Source organism: Rothia mucilaginosa (genome assembly GCF_001548235.1).
Taxonomy (GTDB): Bacteria; Actinomycetota; Actinomycetes; order Actinomycetales; family Micrococcaceae; genus Rothia; species Rothia mucilaginosa_B.
In genome coordinates this window covers 1,422,491-1,443,672 of sequence record NZ_AP014938.1, presented here as the reverse complement: position 1 = coordinate 1,443,672, position 21,182 = coordinate 1,422,491, and the positions used below count along the sequence as shown (strand labels likewise).

Genomic DNA, 21,182 nt, shown 5'->3' with positions numbered 1-21,182 from the left:
CTTGGTTGTTCTCCACGCTGCCGCCCGAGAGCCCAGCGTTGATCAGGAGCCACGGCAATAGCTGATGCAAACACATCAACACACAGATACACAAAGACCGGCAGGAGAGCTCATCACTCCCCTGCCGGTCTTTGAATCATCTGCGGATGACAAGGCTGCTAGCCGATAGCCTCAGCAAGCCCCTCGCACCGCAGATCCGGGCTTAGCCGAAATCTTAGTAGCGCTTGCCGCGGCCGCCGAAGTCACGACCACCATCACGGTTACCGCGGTAGCCGCCCTCACGACGGTTATCACGGCCGCCGAAGTCGCGACCGCCAAAGTTACGGCCACCGTCACGGTTGCCACGGTAGCCACCCTCGCGGCGGTTATCACGGCCGCCGAAGTCGCGGCCGCCAAAGTCACGGTCATTGCGCTTGCCACCGAAGTCACGACGCTTGAAGTCGCGGTCACCGCCGAAGTCACGGCCACCGTCACGGTTACCGCGGTAGCCACCCTCACGACGACCACCCTCACGGCGATCGAAGTCGCGGAAACCGCCCTCACGACGGCCACCGCCGAAGCTGCGGCCACCGCCGCCACCCTTGGGACCATTGTCCTTGCGGATGTTGATGAACTCGCCAGCAATCTTGGTGTCGCGCAGGCGATCGAAGAAGTCGCGGGGCAGGTCCTCGGGCAGGCCAACAATGGTGAAGTGCTGGCGAATGTCGATGGAGCCAATCTGGGAGCCCTTAATGCCACCCTCGTTAGCCAGTGCACCCACAATAGCGCCTGCGGTCACGCGGGAGGAACGGCCAACGTTCAACTTGTAGTTGACCATACCCTCGTCGTTGTGCGCGCGCTTTGCCTTGCGGCCGCCGCGATCCGAATCATCGTCAGAGAAGGGGCGGGACTTGTTGGCGATATCTTCGCTCTCATCGAGGAAGAAGGGGCGACCCTGCTGAGCAATAACAGCCAGTGCAGCTGCAATATCCTCAGCGGTGGTGTCGTGCTCGTTCTCGTAGTCCTCGATAATCTGGCGGAAGAAGCTCAGGTCCTCAGACTCGATAGTCTCGGTAATCTGCTGTGCGAAGCGCTGCTTACGGGTCTCGTTCACTGCCTCTGCGGTGGGCATGTGCATCGGCTCGACCTTCTGGCGGGTTGCCTTCTCAATCTGACGCAGCATGTACTTCTCACGCGGGGTGACGAAGAGGATTGCGGCACCTTCGCGACCTGCACGGCCGGTACGACCGATGCGGTGCACGTAGGACTCGGTGTCGTGGGGGATGTCGTAGTTGACGACCAGGGAGATGCGCTCAACGTCCAGGCCGCGTGCCGCCACGTCGGTTGCCACGAGGATGTCGATGCGGCCGTCACGCAGGGCGTCAACGGTGCGCTCACGCAGCTGCTGGGGGATGTCACCGTTAATCGCTGCTGCCGCGAAACCGCGTGCCTTCAGCTTGTCGGCAACTTCCTCGGTTTCCTTCTTGGTGCGCACGAAGACGATGATGCCGTCGTAGTTTTCAACCTCGAGCACGCGGGTCATTGCGTCCAGCTTGTGGGAGTGCATGACCTGCATGTAGCGCTGGCTGATGTTTGCGCTGGTGGTGGTCTTAGCCTTGACACGGACCTCAACGGGGTCGTTCAGGTACTGCTGAGCGATCTTGCGGATCGAGTTGGGCATGGTTGCGGAGAAGAGCGCAACCTGCTTGTTGTCGGGGGTACCTTCGAGGATCTTTTCCACGTCTTCGGCAAAGCCCATGCGCAGCATTTCGTCTGCCTCATCGAGTACCAGATACTGCAGGTTGGACAGGTCCAGAGAGCCCTTTTCCAGGTGGTCAATCACGCGGCCGGGGGTACCGACGACGACCTGCGCACCGCGGCGCAGACCGGCCAGCTGCGGGCCGTAGGGGGAGCCACCGTAGATGGGCAGGACGGTGAAGTCCTCCATGTGGGTTGCGTAGGAGGAGAAGGCTTCTGCAACCTGCAGAGCCAGCTCGCGGGTGGGTGCCAGGACCAGAACCTGGGTGTCGCGGGAGACGCCGTTGATGTCGGCGAGTTCAGCCATGCGGGACAGTGCCGGCAGCGCGAATGCTGCGGTCTTACCGGTACCGGTCTGTGCCAGACCAACCACGTCGTGGCCCTCAAGCAGCAGGGGGATGGTCTGTTCCTGAATGGGGGACGGCTTCTCGTAGCCTACCTCTTCCAGAGCCGCCAGGACGCGGGCGTCCAGGCCCAGGTCGGTGAAGCGTACGCCTTCTTCTTCAGCCTTTTCGGCGGTTTCTTCTGCGGCAGGCGCTTCTGTAGCGGTTTCTTCTGCTTCTACAGCAGGGTTCTCAACGATATTCTCTGCGGTGTTCTCGGTAATGTTCTCAGCGGTCACAACGGTCTCTGCCTCGGCGTTCAGTTCGGCCGGGGTAGCAGTATTCTCAGTCAATTTTTCCTCTATACGGTAGGGGTGGATAGCGCACGCTTTTCGGCGCTTACCGGGTGTCCCCTTCACGGCCCAGCCACACATCATCCCCTGGGGAGTAGAGCGTCCAGGGGTCCTCCGTTACCGACACATTCTGCAGAGGTATTCTACGGATGCTACGGGTAGCGGCTTTTGCTGGGGGTGGTCTTGAATTTCTCGGCACATTATCCGCACATCTGCTCATACTCTACGCTCGGCGCACAGTAGTCCCTGTGTTACAGGGGTGTACAGGGCGGGTAATGCTCACATGCAATATCACGCATTCCTGGTGGTTCGCCTTCCCGCTCTACGGCGGTGGTGTGTCTGTTACAGCAGACGTAGCAAAGACGCTGGACCAGAGATCGTTAAGAGTGGCCCTCGTGTACGGTATGAACCGCAATTTTGTGGGGCGTATCAATCGGTGATGGTGAGTACGGCGCACCTACAATTCCAGCACCACCTTGGGTGCTGGGTGCGCACAAGACCTTCATCGGGGGTTCCCGTGTTCTACCTAGTCTACCTTAGCGTCGCCTATTTAACCCCAAAAGGTGCTTAAAACCTCATCTCTTAACGGCGAGCGCCCACCCCAGCGATTGCGGAGTGGGCGCTCAATAAGATGCTGAGCCGAGGGGCTAGTCGACCCGTCGCACAATATCAATCGTGCCGACGGTCGCGTACTTCGCGTAGGAGTGGCCGTAGCGGTCAGCCGCGTACTGTGCGGCGTTGGTCGGCGGGTTGCCGCCCCAGGAGTTACTCTTACGGTCAATGACCACGTAGTCGGGTGCGGGTTCACCGGTGTGGCCAATCCAGTAGACGGTACGACCGGGAATCAGCTGGGTCAGAATCGACAGGTCAGATGCGACCGTCACCCCTTCGGGTACCTTCTGGACGGCCTCCTGCTTCATCTGGTCAGTCGTAGTCAGCGCGGAGGCGGTGAACTGCGCATTACCCAGGGATGCGAGGGGCTGCTGGGAACCGGGTACGAAAATCGGGGATGCGGCAAGGAAGAGCGCCACAGCGGGTAGAGCCCATACAGGCATGCGACGTGCCAGTGCGGTCAGGCGGCCGGGCTCGGTGTTGGTCTGAGGCTCCTCGTCGGAGGCGCTATCGGCTACTCGCGCACCTGAACGCACCGGAATCGCGGCGGGAACCACGCCGTAGCGTATCCGCATGACAGCGTCGAGCAGTGCGAGGAAAACGACGGGCATGAGCACAAGCGAGTAGTGCCAGGTGCTCGCCCAGTAGGATTCCATGGTGGAGAGCAGACGCCATGCAAGGGTCGGCAGAGCAATTGCTGCAAGAGGAGAAATCACCCAGAGGACCGCTCCGGTAATGAGCAGCAGGCCGAGGGTTGCCAGCTTGGTGTTATTGCTGAGCATCTGCAGTGCTGAGCCGAAGGGGTCGCCCAGGGCTGCGGAGAAGTTCACCTTGTCGGCGTAGTCGAAGTTTCCGCCGCTGTTGAAGTAGGGCAGGATCACGTAGATCGCGACGACGGACCAGAAGACGCCCCACACCATGACCATGGTGGATTCGGCGACGGCGGGGGTGCGCGCCCAGGAGGAGTAGAGCTGCTGCATGCGGGTGCGCATGGGGGCGGGGGTACCGGCGGAGAGGCGCGGCATCAGAATGTCTACGGCGGTGCTCAGCCAGCCGGTGCGGATAAAGATAATCAGGCCGATGGCTGCGGCAGTAACGCCCATATCTTCTTTGACGAAGGCAATGGGTAGAGCCCACCAGCAGGCGTAGGCGAGGTAGCGTGCGCGTTCGGTGCCGCTCACTCGTGAGGCGAGCACCAGGTAGCCGAGGCTCATGGCGAGCAGCGGCACGGCGAAGGCTACTTCATGGAATTGGGCGGCGATAGCTTGCTGAACGCCGAAGCTGAGGGCGAATCCGGCGCCGAGGAGCAGACCGGTGATGGTCGGGATAACGCCCTGAAGTTTTGCGGACTTGAGGTTTTCCGCAGTATCAGCGCCCTCAGTTTTCTGGGCGAGCGCGAAGGCACGCTGAGTGAAGCGCACAATGGCGAAGCTTGCGAAGGCAACCAGGGCGTTCTGCACGACCAGCAGGGTGGTCGGCGAGGGGAACAGCGCGTAGACGGGCCCCAGGAGCACCAGAATCGGGTGGAAGTGGTCACCCCAGAGGTTAAAGTCGGGCCCCTTAATGGGCACGATGGGCACGGAGAAGTGCGAGTACGCCTGCGCCATCTGGGTGAAAATCGCCAGGTCCCAGGAGGGGGTCACCCAGTGCTTCATCTGTTGAAGCGAGTAGTAGGTGTACAGCGCCATGACGGCGGCGGCAAGCAGCAGACCGGGTAGCAGTTCGAGGGGGCGGATGCTCTTGACGCGCTCGGTGAGGGACTGACGCGGCTGTTTCCTGAAGCGCTGAGTACGGCCCGCACCGCTGGCGGCGGTGCTGTTCTTCTGTTCAGGTGCGTCAGTATTCGAGGATGCTTCGTGTGCTTCCGCTGCCATAGGCGTCCTTCTCTCGGGGTGTGTGTCCGGGCTACAGGCGCCCACGGAACGAGTGGAACGCACCGCCTATGTCGTGCCGGTATTGGCGTTCGTTCTCGCTCTACCTTTTAGAGTATCGCATTAGTGGCGTACCTGCCCTTCCTGCACTTTTTGTATCTTGTTCCTCAAATATCTACCCCGGATGTTGCCGCCCGGTTTGGGCGCATAGACTGGTGTGGTGAGTACGTTTCCTTCCTCAACCCCCGACGGTGTCACCCCTGACGGCACGACCCCCGGTAGCCGCCCGGCAGCGGGTGCGCGGCGCATCCGGCATCCTTTGGCGGCAGCTGGTGTGCCCTATGCGCAGGCGCTTGCGGATGTTCCTCGCGAACCGCGCGTTCAGATTCGTACTCTCTCCCCCGCTGTTTCCTTCCTTCCGGGCACTCTGAGCCCGGAGGTGTGCGAGATTGTAATTGAGCCGCATGTTCCGGTGCAGTTGGCGCAGACGCTGGGGTCGCTACGCCGCGGCGCTCAGGATCTTTCGTATCGCGCGCTGAGCCGCGCGGATGATGCCGAGAGAATCTGGTTGACGGCTCGCACGCCGTTTCACGAGTTCCCGGCGGTGCTGTACGCCGAACGATTGGCGCAGCCAGCCGATCTTCCGACGACTCTCCCCGCACTGCATCGTCTGCTGATGCGCCCGGTGCGTATTCGCATCTGGGTTTCTTATAGTGCCGCTGATCAGCAGATGCGGGCGCGAGCCGACCTTCAGGCGCTAGCGCAGGAAATGACGTACTGGCTGGGGTTGCACGACCCCGCCGAGCAGTTTGGCGCTCTATCTTCTTTTGAGTCTCTTCCGCCGCGTATTCAGCAGGCGTGGCGGCAGAATCCGGGGCTCCGCCTCAGCGCCTCGGGGCAGCTGGACCGGCAGATGCTCAACGCCATTGTGGAGCAGCGCATCACCCAGACCGAAGCGTTCAGAACCCTGGGCTGGGTTCTGCGAAAGTACGGCTCCCCCGCCCCTTCGACCGGGTTGGGGCATCAGCCGGAGGGCATGCGCGTCTACCCGAGCGCCCGGACCCTGGCGACGATTCCGACCTGGGATTGGCATCGGGCGGGCGTTGATAAAAGCCGCTACGATGCCGTGTACGCTTACGCTCGTTCCGCCGAGTCTCTAAAAAACATTGCGGCTACAGGCGACATCGCGCTACTGGCGCGGAGCCTGCACGCTGTGCGCGGCGTGGGCCCGTGGAGCATTTCCGAGGCTCTGCAACGCGTGTGCGGGCACCCGGACGCCATCAGCGTGGGCGACTACCATCTGGCGCACGCGATTGGTGAGCTATTCACAGGTCAGCGCACCGATGACGCGGGAATGCTCGCCCTACTGGCACCCTACAGCCCGCATCGGCAACGACTGGTGCGGCTCATGCACGCTTCGGGCTTCTCAAAGCAACGCTACGGGGCGCGCATGAGCATTGAGGATCACCGCGGCCGCTAACGCCCCTGCACCCTACCGAGGTTAAAAGGGTACGGGGCGCCCCTGCCGGTTGTGCCGGCGGGTGCGCCCCGTTCAAACTCTTTTGTGGTGGTGAGCTTACTTCTTCTCTGCAGAGCCCTCTGCTGCTGCGATCTCTGCACGGACCTTGTCCATGTCGAGCTCGCGAATCGAACCGATTACGGTCTCCAGCTGGTCTTCGCGCAGTGCGCCAGCCTGCTGGTACACCAGGATACCGCCACGGAAGCCCATGATGGTGGGGATGGAGGTGATGCCTGCTGCCTGAGCGAGCTGGCCCTGGTCCTCGGTGTCGACCTTGCCGAAAACAATGTCGCTGTGCTTCTCCGAAGCAGCCTCGTAGACGGGGGAGAACTGCTTACAGGGACCGCACCAATCTGCCCAGAAGTCCAGGAAGACGATGTCGTTGCTCTCGACGGTAGCAGTCAGGTTCTGCTGAGTAATTTCAATAGTAGCCATGAGATAAAGCTACACCCTCAAGACCCTAATCGCGAATTGTTCGCCCTGAGATTCAAACATTGTGAAAGATATGACGAATTGCGGTCATAGTAAATACTTTTCGCGGCTGTTTCAGCCGGTTTACGGGCGTGTCGCAAATACTCTGAGGAATGTTCCTGTAGCCGAATGATGGAGGCGCCCGACCCGGCGGGCGAAGCCCCATGGTCGTCCCCTACAGCATCCTGAGGAAAGCACCCAATGCGGGCACCCAGAAAATACGGGCGCAACCATGAAAGACCGTTGCTGTGGAAGACCACTGTGGTGGAAGATTACCGCGGTGGAAAGCCGCTGGGCTGGAAAGCGGCTGCGGAATCCGCTATAAAACTGGTTTTAGATACACAAAAGCCCGGTTACTTTCGTAACCGGGCTATTTGTGGCAGGTGAGGGATTCGAACCCCCGTAGGCAGTGCCAGCTGATTTACAGTCAGCCCCCTTTGGCCGCTCGGGTAACCTGCCGCCTAGCTAGGTGCTAGTTGCTCGCTCAAGCGAACAGAGACTACTCTACAGCAGTTTTAGGGACTTGTACACTTCACATAGGGTTTTGTGACGAAGGTTATATATCTGATTGTATTTATCGTAGCCCGCGCTCTCACCCTAATAAGTAAAGCCGTGAATAAAGCCCTTGCATAAAGCCTGTAAATAAAGCCACCGCCTACAGCAGTTTTAGAAGGAGCGGGAAGGCGTATCGCCATCTTGCTCAAGCAGAAGCACAATCTCCAGGTGCTCCAGGTAGCGGCGCGCCTGCTCCACAGTGCACATGTCACCGGCAATCTCACGCTCCAGGTCACGGCGAACACCGCGGAAACGCGCCACCAGCGAAGGCTCCGTCAGAGTGATACCGATACCGTCAAAGGGAGAAGGCTCAGCATCTTCCTCATGCAGGTCAAGGTGAATATCGTGACAATCAGATTCGTTGAGACGCTCCGCCTCAGGAATACCCTCGGGCTCAGCACCCAAAGAGGTATGCAGGTCGATGAAAAGGAGGGTTTGCAGGTCGCGAGCTTCCTCGCTCGTGCGCAGGTCCGTTGCGGACAGGTTAGGAGTGGTCATATTTCTATTGTCCTCTTTTTAGGTTAGTAACGCCTGTAAAACAGGCCCGTTATTCTGGTAGTTAGCTGTGAACAAGAGCCCCGACCCGGTAGGCTAGTACTAACCGGTGCCAGTAGCACCTCATTCACGAAAGGAAAGCCCATGGCTAGCGAATCCTCATTCGACATTGTGTCCAAGGTGGACAAGCAGGAAGTTTCCAACGCGCTGCACCAGGCGCAGAAGGAAATCTCCCAGCGTTACGACTTCCGCGGCGTTGGTGCAGAAATCGACTACTCCGGCGACAAGATCCTCATCAAGGCAAACGCCGAAGAGCGCGCCCTGGCAGTGCTGGACGTTTTCCAGTCCAAGCTGGTCAAGCGCGGCATCTCCCTGAAGTCCTTGGACTCCGGCAAGCCCTACGCATCCGGTAAGGAAACCCGCATCGAGTGCTCCATCAAGGAAGGCATCGCGCAGGATCAGGCAAAGAAGATCTCCAAGATGATCCGCGAAGAGGGCCCCAAGGGCGTGAAGGCGAACATCCAGGGCGATGAGCTGCGCGTCTCCTCCAAGTCCCGCGATGACCTGCAGGAAGTCATTGCAATGCTCAAGTCCGCCGACCTTGAGGTTGACCTGCAGTTCGTCAACTACCGCTAAGCTCCGGCGAGGCTCTCACCCCTCTCCCCGCCCAGCGCTGGGTGAGGGGAGGCAACTAGAAGCCGAAACGCAAAAGTCCTCGGGGTGGCTACTTCCACAGTAGCCACCCCGAAGACTTTTTGTCTGCTGACCCGTCATCGCGAGTCACAATCGTCACCCCGGGTCATATTCATGCAACGCCATCTTCATGCAGCACCACATTCGCGCCCGGAGATGAGGGTGAGAAAAGGCCTAGTACTGACCCATCTCACGAGCCTGCTGCTGCAGACGCGCAATACGCTGATCCATCGGCGGGTGAGTAGAGAGCATATCCTTCAGCGAACCGAAGGGATTCGCAATCATCATGGCGCTCGCCGCCTCAGCGTTGCGGTTGTTCGGGTCCATCGGGTACATGGACACGCCACTCTCCAGCTTGTGCAGTGCCGAAGCCAGAGCCAGCGGGTCGCCGGTCAGGCGTGCGCCATCCTCGTCAGCATCAAATTCGCGGGTGCGGCTAATAGCCATCTGAATAACCTGCGTAGCAATGGGAGCCAGCATGGCAACCACGAACATGGCGAGAGGGTTCGAACGTTCACCATCGCGGTTGGATCCACCGAACATCGCGCCAAACGAAAGGAACTGGGCAACAGTACCGATAATGGAGGCGATACCCGCCGCCACCGAAGAGGTCAGAATATCGCGGTTGTATACGTGCATCAGCTCGTGGCCGAGCACGCCGCGCATCTCGCGCTCATCCAGCAGCTGCAGAATACCCTCGGTGCAGCACACCGCGGCATTCTGCGGGTTACGACCGGTTGCGAACGCATTCGGGGTCATGGTCGGTGCCACGTAGAGGGCGGGCATGGGCTGACCCGCGCGGGAGGACAGCTCCTCCACAATGTCGTAAAGCACCGGAACCTCTTCACGGCTGACAGGGTACGCATTCATGGAGCGCAGGGCGAGCTTATCGGAGTTCCAGTAGGTGTACGCGACCGAAGCCAAGCTCACCAGACCCATAATCCAGATGAAAAAAGAGGTGCGGAAGGTCGCCGAAAGCAGACCACCGATGAGCAGCATCATGCCCACCATGGAGCCCATCAACAGGGCAGTTTTCAGTCCGTTGTTATGACTGTGCATGGGTATCCTCCTGAGCAAATAGGTCAGCGCGTACAGCGTGTACTTGACTCTATAGAATACGTGCAAGCACCCGCCGGCGCACCTTATGGCGCGCGGATTCACCCAGAGCGTCACCCATATGCCAAAAGCGCACGAAGGATCAGGGAATGGCGCCCGGAATATTCACCAGGGGCACCTGTTCCAGCACCTGCGCCGTAGCAGTCGGAAAAATACCCAGTAGCAGAATCGTGCCGTAAGCACCCAGGAATAGGGTGAAGAGCAGGCCGAGCATCAGCTGCCCCTCCAAATCAAAACCGGTGGTAGTACTGCGGTACTGACCGTAAATCACCGGGGTCACGATGGGCACACCAAAGAGCAGAATCATCAGCAGAATATAGATGGGGTTTGTGAAGTCATACACCATGACCCTATCCTCCTTGATGGTGATCGCCGGTGCGGGTTACTCTAGGTTCTTTGATTGTACGGCATCTCTTCACGCCCGAGGCCAGAGCGAGAAGGGGTGCCACTGAGTGGATGAAAGGGACGCCCCACCGGCTTATTATGAGTTTTTCATAAGATAATGATGAATTTCTCATAATAATGTGTAGACTTAAACCTATGACCGACGCAAAGACAACCTCCGAAACGAAGAAGACCCAGCACCCAGACCATCACAATACCGGCTGCGCCCACACCACCAGCCTGCCCCTGCTCTCCGCAATGAGCCCCGAACAGCTCGAAGAAGCATGGACCACCGGTCTGCGCGCCAAGGGCCGCCGCGTCACCAAGCAGCGCCTCGCCGTACTGCACGCAGTGCAGGAACACCCGCACTCCACCGCCGACACCATCGTGCAGGCAGTCCGCGAGCGCATCCCCGCCATCACTGTTCAGTCGGTCTACGTGATTCTTGCCGACCTGACCGATATCGACCTGCTGCGCAAGTTTGAGCCGCCGGGAACCCCCGCCCTCTACGAAACCCGCACGGGTGACAACCACCACCACGCCTTCTGCGTACGCTGCGGCAAGGTCGAAGACGTGGACTGCGCGGTCGGCTCCGCGCCCTGCCTGACCCCCAGCGATTTTCACGGCATGGCGCTCTTCAGCGCAGACGTGCTCTATCAGGGCGTGTGCGTAGACTGCCAGACCGAGCAGGAGGCGGCGCTCGCCCGCGCTCAGCAGGAAGCGGCAGCGCGCATCCTAGCGGCATAACCCTATAGCCCGGGGATTCGGGCAGGCTCGGTCATGAGCGTTTAAAACCGTTGAGGCGGCGACACAACTCGTGTCGCCGCCTCAACGGTTTAAGGGTTTAAGGTATATGAAGCAGGAACTTAGGCACCCATGCGGGGCTGCGAACCCACAATCTCCAGCAGCTCGCGAATCTGCGCCGCGGTCAGCACGGTGGACGGGTTAATCGCGTTCACCTTCACGCTCGGTGCGCCAATCTCCAGGGCGTAACGCAGAATATCCAGGGCGTTCGCCGAACGCACCTCAATATGGGGGTCCAGTGCCGCAATCTCAATGGGCGAGGTGAACACCAGCAGGCTCTGCGGGTTGCCGTTCTCATCCGGGTCAAACACGAAGGAGGTGCCGGACGGGTCGGCCGGGTCAACGCCCACCAGCAGTACGGACGCCGGGGACACCAGCGAGCCGAGCAGCATCTGCATGTTGTCCTGCACCAGCGCCATCTTCGCGCCGTCATTGCGGGGAGAGGTGACAATCCAGTGCACCTGAGCGCGCTCAATGTAGCACTCGTGATCGGTGCCCGGGTCAACCACAATCAGGTCCAGTGCCTCATTGCTGAGGAAGTCAATGAAGACCTTCATCGCCGGTTCGCGCAGAATCAGCTCGTCACCCTCGGATTCCTGACGTACGTAGCTCTTACCGATATGCTCGGAGGAAGAGAACACGCACAGCGCCTGCATGCCGGTCTCGGGCATGCGAATGACCTGGTGGGTCAGCACCGAGTCGGGGCCCATCGGGTCGGTCTCGGAGGGAATGAGCAGGGAGCCGGTAGCGTCGAGCAGAACGTCACCACCGAGCATCGTACGAACCACGTTAATGAGGGTTCGCTCCTGCACATCGTTACGGAAGGTTTCCAGGGCGGCGACCAGGTACGGGTTCGGAATCTCATGCTCGCTCGAAAACAGCGTCGCGGCGGCAGAGTGGCGGGCGCGCCCCTCCATACGCTCACGAGCCCACTGCGGGATACGCGAAGCATCGCGAGGGAACTCAGCCAGGTGCTCACGCACGTCGGTTGCGGTCAGGGTGCCTTCATTCTTCCAGCTAGCCGGCTCATCGTCACGGTTATAGGAGGCACCCACGCTGAACTGCGGGTTGGGCCAGCCGGTTGCCGCCACCACGATGGAGGCGGTAAACCAGGTGCCGCGGTTACCGTCGTAGGCGGCGCGCTGCAGCTTGCGAACCTCAGCAATAATGGGCGAGCCGTCCTTGAGCGGGCCGATGGTGCCAATGAACTCTTCACCGTCGCGGAATTCACGCACGCGCACGAAAATCTGACCTGCCAGAGGTTTGACGTCCAGCACCATTTCACTCCAGCCCGGGTCAACACTAACGACATCCAGCAGCCAGCTTCCAATGTTATTCAGCGCATCCTGGATGCGCGCGGCGCGGCTACTCGTCTCGGCAAGGCGGGGTTCAGTCATAGTTCATACATCCTTGAGTGTGAATACGGCGCGGCTGGAGGCATCCGTGTTCGGTCGTAGTGTCGGCTTACAGGGTGCCGGAAGAAGCCGTCCCTTCGATTCTAACGAACACAGGCACTCAAAGCAGATAGTTTACGCCGAAAGATATATGCTCTATCTCTCCCTCAGAGCTCTTGGACACGGCTCAATCAGGCACCTTAAAGCCCAATACGCCTAAAGCGCACACTAAAACCGGGGATACACGGCATAGTGAACGCTAAAAGGTTGATAATCTTGAATCATGACGAATTCTCTGCAGGACCTTATCGACGCATCGATCTTTATCTCCACCGAGTACCAGGCTCGACTCGCTGAGCTCGTGGGTACCTCCGAGTGGAACGTGGATTTCACCTCCCAGTCTCTGGATTTTGAGACCACTCCCCCGCTCTCGCTCAAGCCGCACCTGCTGGGCACCGAATCCGAGAACCGCGGTACTTGGATTTGGTCTTGGCAGCAGCTGGGCTACTTCCCCGACTCCGTTGTTTCTGCCGCTATTCAGGCGCGCGAGACCGGTGAGCGTGACGGCCTGACCGAGCTGACCACCGACGAACTGCCTCTCTCCGAGTCCCTGGCACGCCGCCTGACCCTGGCGACCAAGACCGTCAGCGGCCTGTACGCACACTACCCGCTGCCGGCGGGCGCTGGCGTGCGCGCATGGACCCTACTGGAGGGCGCTGAGCTGACCCTTGAAGCACCGACCTACAAGGGTATCGGCCGCGTCATTGCTAAGACCCTGCAGAGCGAAGAGATCCACAACCAGGTTCTGGCGGTGGACTCCTACGCTCAGCAGCGTGGCTTCCACATTGCCTGGGATACCGAGGCAACCGCCGTGCTGACCGCAACCGACGGTGCCCTGCGCCTGTGGTTCGACGAGGGCCGCATCAGCGGCATCGAGCAGGCCGAACCTCAGGTTGGCCCCGAGGTCCTGGAGCAGTGCGCAGCCGCTGCCGCACAGCGTCGCGAATCCCTCGCGGCACTGCGCGCCGAGATTGAGCGCGTGGCAGCCGCTGAGGCAGCCGCACAGAACGCACAGCGCGAGCAGGAGGCGGCAGAACGCGCCGCCGCACGTGCCGAAGCTGAGGCTGAGCGCGCCGTCGAAATTGCCGAGCACGCACCGGTCGCAGAAACCGAGGTTGCCGGCGTTGAGAGCACCGAGAACCTCTACCCCGCCGACGAGGCTCCCTTCGATCAGGATCCGGCAGAGCACGCAGAGCCCGGCCTGGTCACCGTGGAGACCCTGCCCGGCGAGTACGAGGCAGAAGAGACCGAGCAGGCCCGCGTCTACACCGACGAGTCCATTGGCACCGAGCAGCATGCTGACGAGTACGAGACCGTTGAGGCTTCCGTCGAATACGCTGAGGAGCCGGTCGCTGCTGAGCCTGAGCAGCCCGTCGAGGTTGAGCAGGAGGCAGCAGAGTACGAGGAGCAGCACGTGGAACCCATCCGCAACGCTGGTGCAGCTCCCGACCTGCAGGCAGAGCACGAAGAGGCAGCCCGCCGCGAGCAGGCAGAAGCTGCACGCCGCGAGGCAGAGCAGCCCAAGAAGAAGGGCTTCTTCTCCCGCTTCTTCGGCCTCTAAACCGAATACGCAACATTCCTCAGGCGCGGTATCCTCGTGGTGCCGCGCCTGTGGCGTGCCCGGCGGGTAGAGTAGCCTCAGTGCGCATCAATGCCCCCGCTGGCGCATCCCGACGACTAGCATTAGAAGAACGTCACTAAAGAATCAGGTCAGAAGAAGAAACCATGTCAGAAACACAGAAGCACACTACCCGCAACGGGTTTATCACCATCATCGGCACCTACCTTATTTGGGGCATGCTCCCCCTGTATTTTGTGATGATGGCTCCGGCGGGACCGATTGAGATTGTCGTGGCGCGCGTGGTCTTCTCCCTCCTTTTCTGCGCCCTGCTGCTACCGATTTTGCGGGCAACCGCTGACTTCCGCCGCGCGCTACGGGACCGCCGCATCATGCTGGTGCTGACGGCGGCATCGTTCCTCATCGGCGCGAACTGGCTTATATACGTGATGGCAACGACCAGCGGCCACACAATTGACGTGTCCCTGGGCTATTTCATTAACCCGCTGGTCTCCGTGGTGCTGGGCGTGATTTTCCTGCAGGAGCGCCTGCGCCCGGCACAGTGGGTGTCCGTCGCAATTTCCTGTATTGCGGTGCTGATGATGAGCCTCATCTACGGCCAGGTACCCTGGACGGGCCTGGGCGTGGCGTTCTCCTTCGGCATCTACGGTCTGCTGAAGGCGCGCGTCGCCCACGACGTGAGCCCTATCGTTTCGCTATCCCTAGAGACCTTTATCTTGGCGCCCTTCGGCATCGCAGCATTGTTTATTCTCAACGCACAGGGGCAGATGACTCTCTTCAGTGAAGGTCCCGGACACTTCTGGCTTCTCGCCTCCACCGGTGTGGTCACCGTTGTGCCGCTCATGCTCTTTGCGGCGGCAACCAAGGCTCTTCCGCTGTCGATTATTGGCATGGTGCAGTACCTGGGCCCGACCATCCAGTTTGTTCTGGCGCTGACCGTTCTGCACGAGCAGATGAGCGCCGATAAGGTGCTGGGTCTGGGCCTCATCTGGATTGCGCTCATCATCTTCACCGTGGATGCGGTGCGCGCCTCCCGCTCCTACCGCGCCTCCGCGCTGTCCGACCCGGAAACCGGCATGATCCCGCTCGTGCAGGCTGAAGACGTACAGAGCAAGTAGCGCCCCCTCTCCCACCCGTATAAAACACAGTGATGCCCCGCCAGCTAACGCCAGCGGGGCATCACTTTATATCACGCTCACACGCTAAAGCTCAGAACCCTGAGCCTCAGCAGCATCATCGAGAGCATCCAGATCCGGATGACGGTGCAGGTTCAGCAGAGCCAAACCCAGACCACCCCAAATGATCAGGATTGCCACAACGAGCATCACAATTGCAGAGATAGACATGAGGGCTCCTAACGGGTAACGGTCGAATCAACGTGGCCGTGCTCAACCTGACCGGCAATCACCGGAGGTGCCGGAGGCTCTTCAGCCGCACGAGACTTCTTCGACCAGGGCAGAAGAGAAACAACAATCGCGCCCACCAGAATCAGCGCGCTCATGCCCCAACCAAAGATTGCCAGCAGATCCGTGGGGTAACCCTCATAGGGGGTTGCCACAAGCTTAATGACGCTCTGAATCAGGGAGTAGCCCAGAACCAGCGGGGTCACGACAGCCAGCAGAATCATCCAAATCTTGCCGACCTTGATGGAGGAGTAACGGTTCAGGTGCTCAGCCAGAGCGGGCAGCGCGCGCACCACATACGCCACAACGATAATGGCGCACAGACCAGCAGCCAGAATACCGAAGAGGTTCACGAAGTTATCGAGAATATCCAGTACGTACAGACCGGTGGTGGTCGGCATCAGCAGCAGCGAAATCAGAGCCATCGGAACAATCACCAGAGTGGTAGATGCCAGACGGGAGGTCGCGAACTTATCCTGAATACCCGCAATAATCACCTCAAGAATCGAAATAAGGGAGGTGAAACCAGCAAAGAGCAGGGAGCCGAAGAAGAGGATACCAATCAGCACGCCACCGGGCGCCTGAGAAATAATGGTCGGGAACGCAATGAACGCCAGACCAATACCGCTGGTCGCAACCTCGCTCACCTGGGTGCCAGCAGCCTGAGCCATGAAGCCCAAAGCAGCGAACACACCGATACCGGCAAGAAGCTCAAAACCGGAGTTCGCGAAACCAACCACAGCACCGGAACCGGTCAGGTCAGTCTTAGGCTTCAGGTAGGAAGAGTAGGTGACCATAATGCCGAAGCCAATGGACAGCGAGAAGAAAATCTGGCCGTACGCAGCAACCCACACCTCCGGGTTAGCCAGGGAGTCCCAGCTGGGGGTGAACAGAGCATTCAGACCGTCCACAGCACCGGGCAGGGTCAGCGAGTAAATCACCAAACCAACGAACATGACCAGCAGCAGCGGGATAAAGATAATGTTGGCTGCGCCCACACCCTTCTGAACGCCCAGAGCCATCACAGCAAGCAGAACGCCCCACACCAGCACCATAGGAATCAGGACGTTCATGTTGAAGTCCAGGGAGACGCCGGGATCCTTTGCAACCTTCAGGAACTCACCCTGGAAGAACGCCTTCGGGTTATCGCCCCACTCATTGGTGAAGGAGAAAACCATGTAACGCAGAGCCCACGCCACAATAGCGGCGTAGTAGATAGCAATCACGAAGTTAATACCCATGTGCCACCAGCCGATGAACTCGGTCTTACGGTTCAGACGGCGGAATGCCAGCGGGGACGACGCACGCGCACGGTGACCGATCGCGTAGTCAAAGAAAAGGAAGGTCAGACCGGCGGTCAGCAGGGCGACAATGTAGGGAATCATGAAGGCGCCGCCGCCGTTATCAAATGCGATGTAGGGGAAACGCCAAATATTGCCCAGACCAACAGCAGAACCGATGGCGGCAAAGATAAAGACGCGACGGCTAGAGAAGCCTTCGCGCTTCGTGGGCGCCTTAGGGGTAGATGCTCCCATAGTTGTAAACCTCGAATGTGTGGGGACGCGGATGGTTGGTGCGAGAATAACCCGTCGGGGTGGTGGGGCTCTGCTCGCGTCCAGAAATAGTAAACGGCTCTCCAACACGGGTTGGGAGTGGGAGCCGTTAGAGGTCTGAGGGGTGGATGTGTACCTCAGGCATGCCTATAAGGATTACCTTAAAGGCATATGGTGGTCAAGAAGACCCCAGCATGCGGAAGCTTTCGGAGGGTGAGAGCAGCCCCAAACCACCCCAAAAACCGGCACTGACTAGTCGTAACACAGAAAATCCCCGCCGAATCCGGGCAGATTCAGCGGGGGTTTTGAAGTATGAGACACCCGAAAATCGTTAGATTCGGGTACACGCTACAGGGCGGATTTTAGCCTTCGCGGTGAACCACAGCGTGCGCGAAGGACTCCAGCGCAGCCTTCGCGGTGGACTCGGGCAGCGGAGCAATCGCAGCGATTGCGCGATCCGCCCAGTCGTAGGCAATCTGCCATGCTTCCTGGGTGACCGGGTGGGCGGCGAGCGCCTCCACGGCTGCTTCCAGTGCCTCGTCGGAGCTCAGGTCGGCATCCAGCAGGGCGCGAACAGCAATAGCGGATTCGTCGCCGGCGGCTACCGCACGGTCCAGCAGGATGGTCGGCAGGGTCGGCACACCCTCGCGCAGGTCGGTGCCGCGGGTCTTACCGCTGGTCTTGCCGTCGCTCACAATATCGATGACATCGTCTGCCAGCTGGAATGCCACGCCGACCAGCTCGCCGTACGCCTTGACCATGGAGATAACCTCTTCGGAAGCGCCCGAAAGCAGGGAGCCGTACTCGCCGGCTGCGGCAATCAGGGAGCCGGTCTTACCCTCAATGACGGCAATGTAGTGGTCGAGCAGGTCCTGGCCCTCGCGGGGGCCGGTGGTTTCGAAGAGCTGGCCGAGCACCAGACGTTCGAAGGTCTGGGACTGAATCTTCATGGGGCGGGTGCCCAGCTCGGACACCAGCAGGGATGCGCGGGAAAAGATCAGGTCGCCGGTGAGAATCGCGACGGAGTTGCCCCAAATCATCTGGGCGCTGTCCACGCCGCGGCGCTTGGGGGCATCGTCCATGACGTCGTCGTGGTAGAGGGTTGCCAGGTGGGTCAGCTCAACGACCACGGCGGCTTCAATGACCTCGTCGTTGATTTCGCCGTCTACGGCTGCGCAGAGCAGAGCCAGCAGGGGGCGCACGCGCTTGCCGCCCGCGGAGAGCAGGTGGCGGGACGCGACGTCCGCCAGGTGGTCGGTCTGTGCGATTGCCTCTGCCAGGCGTTCCTCAATACGCGCGAGAGAGGAGAGAATCTGCGGACCCAGCTTGGGGTCTGCGGCGATGAGTTCGAAGCCTGCGGGAAGCTTCAGGTCGAGGTCTCCCAGCAGGTCGGTTGCGGCGATGGGCTGCTCTGCGTTGCTCACGGTGTCTTCTATCTTCTTGGTGTTGGTGTCTTCAGTGGTATTAGTGTCTTCGGTGGTGTGTGAACGCGGTGTTTAGGCGCTATGTGCTTCGGGCTTGAAGGCGCGGTGAATTGCGACAATACCGCCGGTAAGGTTGCGGTACTGTACGGAGGTGAAGCCCGCCTCCTTGAACTTCTGCGCCAGTTCCTGCTGGTTGGGCCAGGCGATGATGGACTCGGCAAGGTATTCGTAGGATTCGGGGTTGGAGGAGATTGCGCGGGCGATCGGCGGGATCGCCTTCATGATGTAGTTCTTGTAGACCGCGCCGAAGGGGGCGAAGGTCGGGGTGGAGAATTCGAGGATGACGATGCGTCCACCGGGCTTGAGTACGCGGTAGATTTCGCTCAGTGCCTTGGGGTAGTTGGCGACGTTGCGCAGGCCGTAGGACATGGTCACTGCGTCGAAGGTTTCGTCGTCGAAGGGTAGGGCGGTGACGTCTGCCTGCACGAAGGTCATGTCGGGGCGACGGCGGCGGCCCACGTCGAGCATGCCTTCGGAGAGGTCTGCTGCGATGACATCCACGCCGGCGTCGGCGAAGGGTTCGGAGGAGACGCCGGTACCTGCGGCTACGTCCAGCACTTTCTGGCCGGGGTGTGCGTCGACGGCTGCGACTGCCTGCTTGCGCCAGTAGATGTGCTGGCCGAGGGAGAGGATGCCGTTCATGAGGTCGTAGCGTTCAGCGACGGTATCGAACATGGCGGCGATATCGCTGGTTTTCTTGTCTAGGGTTGCGCGGTTGGCGCGGGTGTTCTTCTCTGCGTTCACGCTCTCAATTGTGGCATGGAGGTTAGGGGATTCGATAGTTGGGTGAACCGTAGTTGCGTCATGTGGCGCGCTAAGGGATGTGCCGGAATGGTTTTTGAGTCGCTAATTCGGGGTTTTATTCAGTTTTTGGGGGTGTAAATTATTCATATTCAGCAAAAATTTATGAATATTTATGTATATACTTGCATTTTTTAACATAGGCGCGCACAATAGACCATAGATTTCATAGAGCACACCCCACACAGGAGCATCCCAATGAACACCGCAATCCTCAAGAAGGCATCCCTTAAGCCCCTCGCACTACTGGCAGTACTGCCCCTAGCGCTGACCGGCTGCGTCTCCACCGCCAACGAGAACTCCGACGCCAACGGCGAGGTCAGCCTCGTCAAGTCCGGCACCCTCAGCGTCTGCACCAACACCCCCTACAAGCCCTTCGAATACGAAGAAAACGGCACCATCGTCGGCCTGGATGCAGACATCGCCAACGCTATCGCCTCTGATCTGGGCGTGAAGGCTCAGCTGACCTCCATCAGCTTCGAGGGCCTGGACTCCGGAACCGGCCTGGCCACCGGTCAGTGCGATATCGCCCTTGCGGGTATCGGCGTGACCGACGAACGTAAGAGCAAGATGGAATTCACCACCGTCTACTTCGACGACAACCTGGCAATCCTGGTCCCCAAGGGTTCCTCCATCACCTCCGCCGCAGACCTGAAGGGTGTCAGCGTTGGTGCGCAGCAGGCAACCAGCGGTGAAACCTACGCCAAGGAAAACGGTGCAGAGGTCATCCAGTACGAAGACACCTCCCTCATGTTCTCCGCCCTGAAGACCGGTCAGGTCAAGGCAGTCGCAGCGAACCTCTCCGTGGTATCCGAGGCACTGACCAACGACCCGGACTCCTTCAAGATCGCCTACCAGGATTCCGAGAACACCGAGCAGATTGCCGCAGCAGTTTCCTCCAACAACAAGGCACTGCTGACCAAGGCAAACGCTACCATCGCCAAGCTCAAGGAAAACGGCGAACTCGACAAGATGAAGGCCAAGTGGGTTGGTGCCACTTCCTCCACCTCCGCGAGCGCCTCTTCCTCCGCTTCCTAAGCATCTAGCCGGTTAGTCTCTCCCCCAATTCAGGAGTACCCTTATTACTTTTGGGTTGGGGGATTCTCCGGCCTCTACCCTTGTGAGCGTATAAAACGCTCTTGACCGAACAGCACACGGATAAGAAAGCGCATGTCCTCTAAACTCTCACCCCGTCAGAAGCAGAAGCTCTTCCGCTACGCACAGTACGCCCTTCTGGCAGTTATCGCTCTGGCAGCCATTCTTTTGGCTGACTGGAAGACCCTCAGCCAGCAGGTATTCAACCTGGACGTTGCGGCTCAGCAGTTCCCCGACGTCATCACCGTGGCGTTAAAGAACACCCTGCTGTACACCACCTTGGGCTTCATTGTGGGCCTCTCCGGCGGTCTGCTGCTGGCGCTCATGCGTATTTCCTCTATCGCTCCCTACCGTTGGATTGCGACCCTGTACGTGGAGCTTTTCCGCGGCATCCCGGCGCTGCTGGTCTTCTTCGCGTTCGGTTACGGTATTCCCCTGGCGTTCAAGATCCGCTTCGTGGATAACCTGATTCCGGTGACCCTGTCCCTGGGTATGGTTTCGGCAGCCTACATTAGTGAGGTTCTGCGTGCGGGCCTGCAGGCGATCCCGAAGGGCCAGATGGAGGCGGCACGTTCCCTGGGCATGTCCCACACTCGTGCGATGATTTCGATCATTATTCCGCAGGCGTTCCGCGTGGTTCTGCCGCCGCTGACCAACGAGGTTATCCTGCTGACCAAGGACTCCTCCCTCGTGTACCTGCTGGGCGTGACGGTTTCTCAGTACGAGCTGGCGAAGTTCGGTCGTGAGGGTCTGACCGCCGCTAACGCGGGTCTGACTCCCCTGGTGGTTGCGGGTCTGTGCTACCTGATTATCACTGTTCCGCTGGGCCAGCTCTCCGCATATTTTGAGCGCCGCACCCAGCTTGCGGGCCGCAAGTAAG

The 21,182-nt window shown here is 59.8% G+C and carries 18 protein-coding genes and 1 tRNA gene; 7 read left to right on the top strand and 12 right to left on the bottom strand.

What is annotated here, in order from left to right; genetic code table 11:
• Positions 1-214: 214 nt before the first annotated feature.
• Together RM6536_RS05625 and RM6536_RS05620 are read right to left on the bottom strand one after the other, a co-directional pair.
• Complete coding sequence (locus RM6536_RS05625; RefSeq protein ID WP_060824382.1) at positions 215-2,413, bottom strand: DEAD/DEAH box helicase; 2,199 nt, start codon at positions 2,411-2,413, stop codon at positions 215-217.
• Positions 2,414-3,060: 647 nt separating this feature from the next.
• Complete coding sequence (locus tag RM6536_RS05620) at positions 3,061-4,899, bottom strand: DUF2079 domain-containing protein (protein WP_060824381.1); 1,839 nt, start codon at positions 4,897-4,899, stop codon at positions 3,061-3,063.
• Between the two features lie 217 nt (positions 4,900-5,116).
• Between RM6536_RS05620 and RM6536_RS05615 the strand changes: the two genes are divergently transcribed.
• Positions 5,117-6,376: a DNA-3-methyladenine glycosylase family protein gene (locus RM6536_RS05615; protein WP_231917937.1), complete on the top strand. Its 1,260-nt coding sequence runs from the start codon at positions 5,117-5,119 to the stop codon at positions 6,374-6,376.
• Positions 6,377-6,472: 96 nt separating this feature from the next.
• On the opposite strand, the gene RM6536_RS05610 is transcribed toward RM6536_RS05615, so the two are convergent.
• From RM6536_RS05610 to RM6536_RS05600, 3 genes are all read right to left on the bottom strand, one after another.
• Complete coding sequence (locus RM6536_RS05610) at positions 6,473-6,850, bottom strand: thioredoxin family protein (protein ID WP_005504813.1); 378 nt, start codon at positions 6,848-6,850, stop codon at positions 6,473-6,475.
• A gap of 413 nt (positions 6,851-7,263) precedes the next feature.
• A tRNA-Tyr gene (locus RM6536_RS05605) sits at positions 7,264-7,345 on the bottom strand.
• A gap of 207 nt (positions 7,346-7,552) precedes the next feature.
• The gene (locus RM6536_RS05600) at positions 7,553-7,939 is read right to left on the bottom strand and encodes a hypothetical protein (RefSeq protein WP_060824379.1); all 387 of its coding nucleotides are present in this window, start codon (positions 7,937-7,939) and stop codon (positions 7,553-7,555) included.
• Between the two features lie 141 nt (positions 7,940-8,080).
• On the opposite strand from RM6536_RS05600, the gene RM6536_RS05595 reads away from it, so the two are divergent.
• Positions 8,081-8,572 (top strand): YajQ family cyclic di-GMP-binding protein, encoded by a 492-nt coding sequence (locus RM6536_RS05595; RefSeq protein ID WP_005508322.1) that lies wholly within the window; start codon positions 8,081-8,083, stop codon positions 8,570-8,572.
• Positions 8,573-8,803: 231 nt separating this feature from the next.
• Here the strand turns inward: RM6536_RS05595 and htpX are convergent, their stop codons facing one another.
• Positions 8,804-9,688, bottom strand: coding sequence for a zinc metalloprotease HtpX (htpX, locus tag RM6536_RS05590; protein ID WP_060824378.1), 885 nt, complete (start codon positions 9,686-9,688; stop codon positions 8,804-8,806).
• Positions 9,689-9,827: 139 nt separating this feature from the next.
• Positions 9,828-10,091, bottom strand: coding sequence for a hypothetical protein (locus RM6536_RS05585; RefSeq protein WP_060824377.1), 264 nt, complete (start codon positions 10,089-10,091; stop codon positions 9,828-9,830).
• Positions 10,092-10,285: 194 nt separating this feature from the next.
• Here RM6536_RS05585 and RM6536_RS05580 point away from each other — a divergent pair, with 194 nt between their 5' ends.
• Positions 10,286-10,876 (top strand): Fur family transcriptional regulator, encoded by a 591-nt coding sequence (locus RM6536_RS05580; RefSeq protein ID WP_060824376.1) that lies wholly within the window; start codon positions 10,286-10,288, stop codon positions 10,874-10,876.
• A gap of 119 nt (positions 10,877-10,995) precedes the next feature.
• On the opposite strand, the gene RM6536_RS05575 is transcribed toward RM6536_RS05580, so the two are convergent.
• Entirely contained in the window at positions 10,996-12,330 is a 1,335-nt protein-coding gene (locus tag RM6536_RS05575; RefSeq protein WP_060824375.1) for an SseB family protein, read from the bottom strand.
• A gap of 280 nt (positions 12,331-12,610) precedes the next feature.
• Between RM6536_RS05575 and RM6536_RS05570 the strand changes: the two genes are divergently transcribed.
• The gene (locus RM6536_RS05570; protein WP_060824374.1) at positions 12,611-13,948 is read left to right on the top strand and encodes a DUF6882 domain-containing protein; all 1,338 of its coding nucleotides are present in this window, start codon (positions 12,611-12,613) and stop codon (positions 13,946-13,948) included.
• Between the two features lie 164 nt (positions 13,949-14,112).
• The gene (rarD, locus tag RM6536_RS05565) at positions 14,113-15,084 is read left to right on the top strand and encodes an EamA family transporter RarD (protein WP_060824373.1); all 972 of its coding nucleotides are present in this window, start codon (positions 14,113-14,115) and stop codon (positions 15,082-15,084) included.
• An 84-nt stretch (positions 15,085-15,168) separates the two neighbouring features.
• Here the strand turns inward: rarD and RM6536_RS08955 are convergent, their stop codons facing one another.
• From RM6536_RS08955 to RM6536_RS05550, 4 genes are all read right to left on the bottom strand, one after another.
• Entirely contained in the window at positions 15,169-15,312 is a 144-nt protein-coding gene (locus tag RM6536_RS08955) for a methionine/alanine import family NSS transporter small subunit (RefSeq protein ID WP_005504798.1), read from the bottom strand.
• 8 nt (positions 15,313-15,320) lie between these two features.
• On the bottom strand, positions 15,321-16,904 hold the full coding sequence (locus RM6536_RS05560) for a sodium-dependent transporter (protein ID WP_060824372.1): 1,584 nt from the start codon (positions 16,902-16,904) through the stop codon (positions 15,321-15,323).
• 380 nt (positions 16,905-17,284) lie between these two features.
• The gene (locus RM6536_RS05555) at positions 17,285-18,346 is read right to left on the bottom strand and encodes a polyprenyl synthetase family protein (RefSeq protein ID WP_060824371.1); all 1,062 of its coding nucleotides are present in this window, start codon (positions 18,344-18,346) and stop codon (positions 17,285-17,287) included.
• Positions 18,347-18,418: 72 nt separating this feature from the next.
• Positions 18,419-19,150 carry a demethylmenaquinone methyltransferase gene (locus RM6536_RS05550; RefSeq protein ID WP_060824370.1) on the bottom strand — a complete coding sequence of 244 codons (732 nt, stop codon included), beginning with the start codon at positions 19,148-19,150 and terminating at the stop codon, positions 18,419-18,421.
• A gap of 255 nt (positions 19,151-19,405) precedes the next feature.
• Here RM6536_RS05550 and RM6536_RS05545 point away from each other — a divergent pair, with 255 nt between their 5' ends.
• A complete protein-coding gene (locus tag RM6536_RS05545) occupies positions 19,406-20,245 on the top strand; it encodes an ABC transporter substrate-binding protein (RefSeq protein ID WP_049349163.1) in 840 nt (279 codons plus the stop codon).
• A gap of 132 nt (positions 20,246-20,377) precedes the next feature.
• Entirely contained in the window at positions 20,378-21,181 is an 804-nt protein-coding gene (locus RM6536_RS05540; RefSeq protein WP_005504788.1) for an amino acid ABC transporter permease, read from the top strand.
• Position 21,182: the final 1 nt, after the last annotated feature.

What these genes read in the sequence shown, in the direction of transcription:
- RM6536_RS05560 (WP_060824372.1), bottom strand. Translation starts at nt 16,904, where the DNA reads ATGGGAGCATCTACCCCTAAGGCGCCCACGAAGCGCGAAGGCTTCTCT.
- RM6536_RS05540 (WP_005504788.1), top strand. Translation starts at nt 20,378, where the DNA reads ATGTCCTCTAAACTCTCACCCCGTCAGAAGCAGAAGCTCTTCCGCTAC.
- RM6536_RS05620 (WP_060824381.1), bottom strand. Translation starts at nt 4,899, where the DNA reads ATGGCAGCGGAAGCACACGAAGCATCCTCGAATACTGACGCACCTGAA.
- RM6536_RS05545 (WP_049349163.1), top strand. Translation starts at nt 19,406, where the DNA reads ATGAACACCGCAATCCTCAAGAAGGCATCCCTTAAGCCCCTCGCACTA.
- RM6536_RS05610 (WP_005504813.1), bottom strand. Translation starts at nt 6,850, where the DNA reads ATGGCTACTATTGAAATTACTCAGCAGAACCTGACTGCTACCGTCGAG.
- RM6536_RS05595 (WP_005508322.1), top strand. Translation starts at nt 8,081, where the DNA reads ATGGCTAGCGAATCCTCATTCGACATTGTGTCCAAGGTGGACAAGCAG.
- htpX (WP_060824378.1), bottom strand. Translation starts at nt 9,688, where the DNA reads ATGCACAGTCATAACAACGGACTGAAAACTGCCCTGTTGATGGGCTCC.
- RM6536_RS05600 (WP_060824379.1), bottom strand. Translation starts at nt 7,939, where the DNA reads ATGACCACTCCTAACCTGTCCGCAACGGACCTGCGCACGAGCGAGGAA.
- RM6536_RS05570 (WP_060824374.1), top strand. Translation starts at nt 12,611, where the DNA reads ATGACGAATTCTCTGCAGGACCTTATCGACGCATCGATCTTTATCTCC.
- RM6536_RS05580 (WP_060824376.1), top strand. Translation starts at nt 10,286, where the DNA reads ATGACCGACGCAAAGACAACCTCCGAAACGAAGAAGACCCAGCACCCA.
- rarD (WP_060824373.1), top strand. Translation starts at nt 14,113, where the DNA reads ATGTCAGAAACACAGAAGCACACTACCCGCAACGGGTTTATCACCATC.
- RM6536_RS05585 (WP_060824377.1), bottom strand. Translation starts at nt 10,091, where the DNA reads ATGGTGTATGACTTCACAAACCCCATCTATATTCTGCTGATGATTCTG.
- RM6536_RS05575 (WP_060824375.1), bottom strand. Translation starts at nt 12,330, where the DNA reads ATGACTGAACCCCGCCTTGCCGAGACGAGTAGCCGCGCCGCGCGCATC.
- RM6536_RS08955 (WP_005504798.1), bottom strand. Translation starts at nt 15,312, where the DNA reads ATGTCTATCTCTGCAATTGTGATGCTCGTTGTGGCAATCCTGATCATT.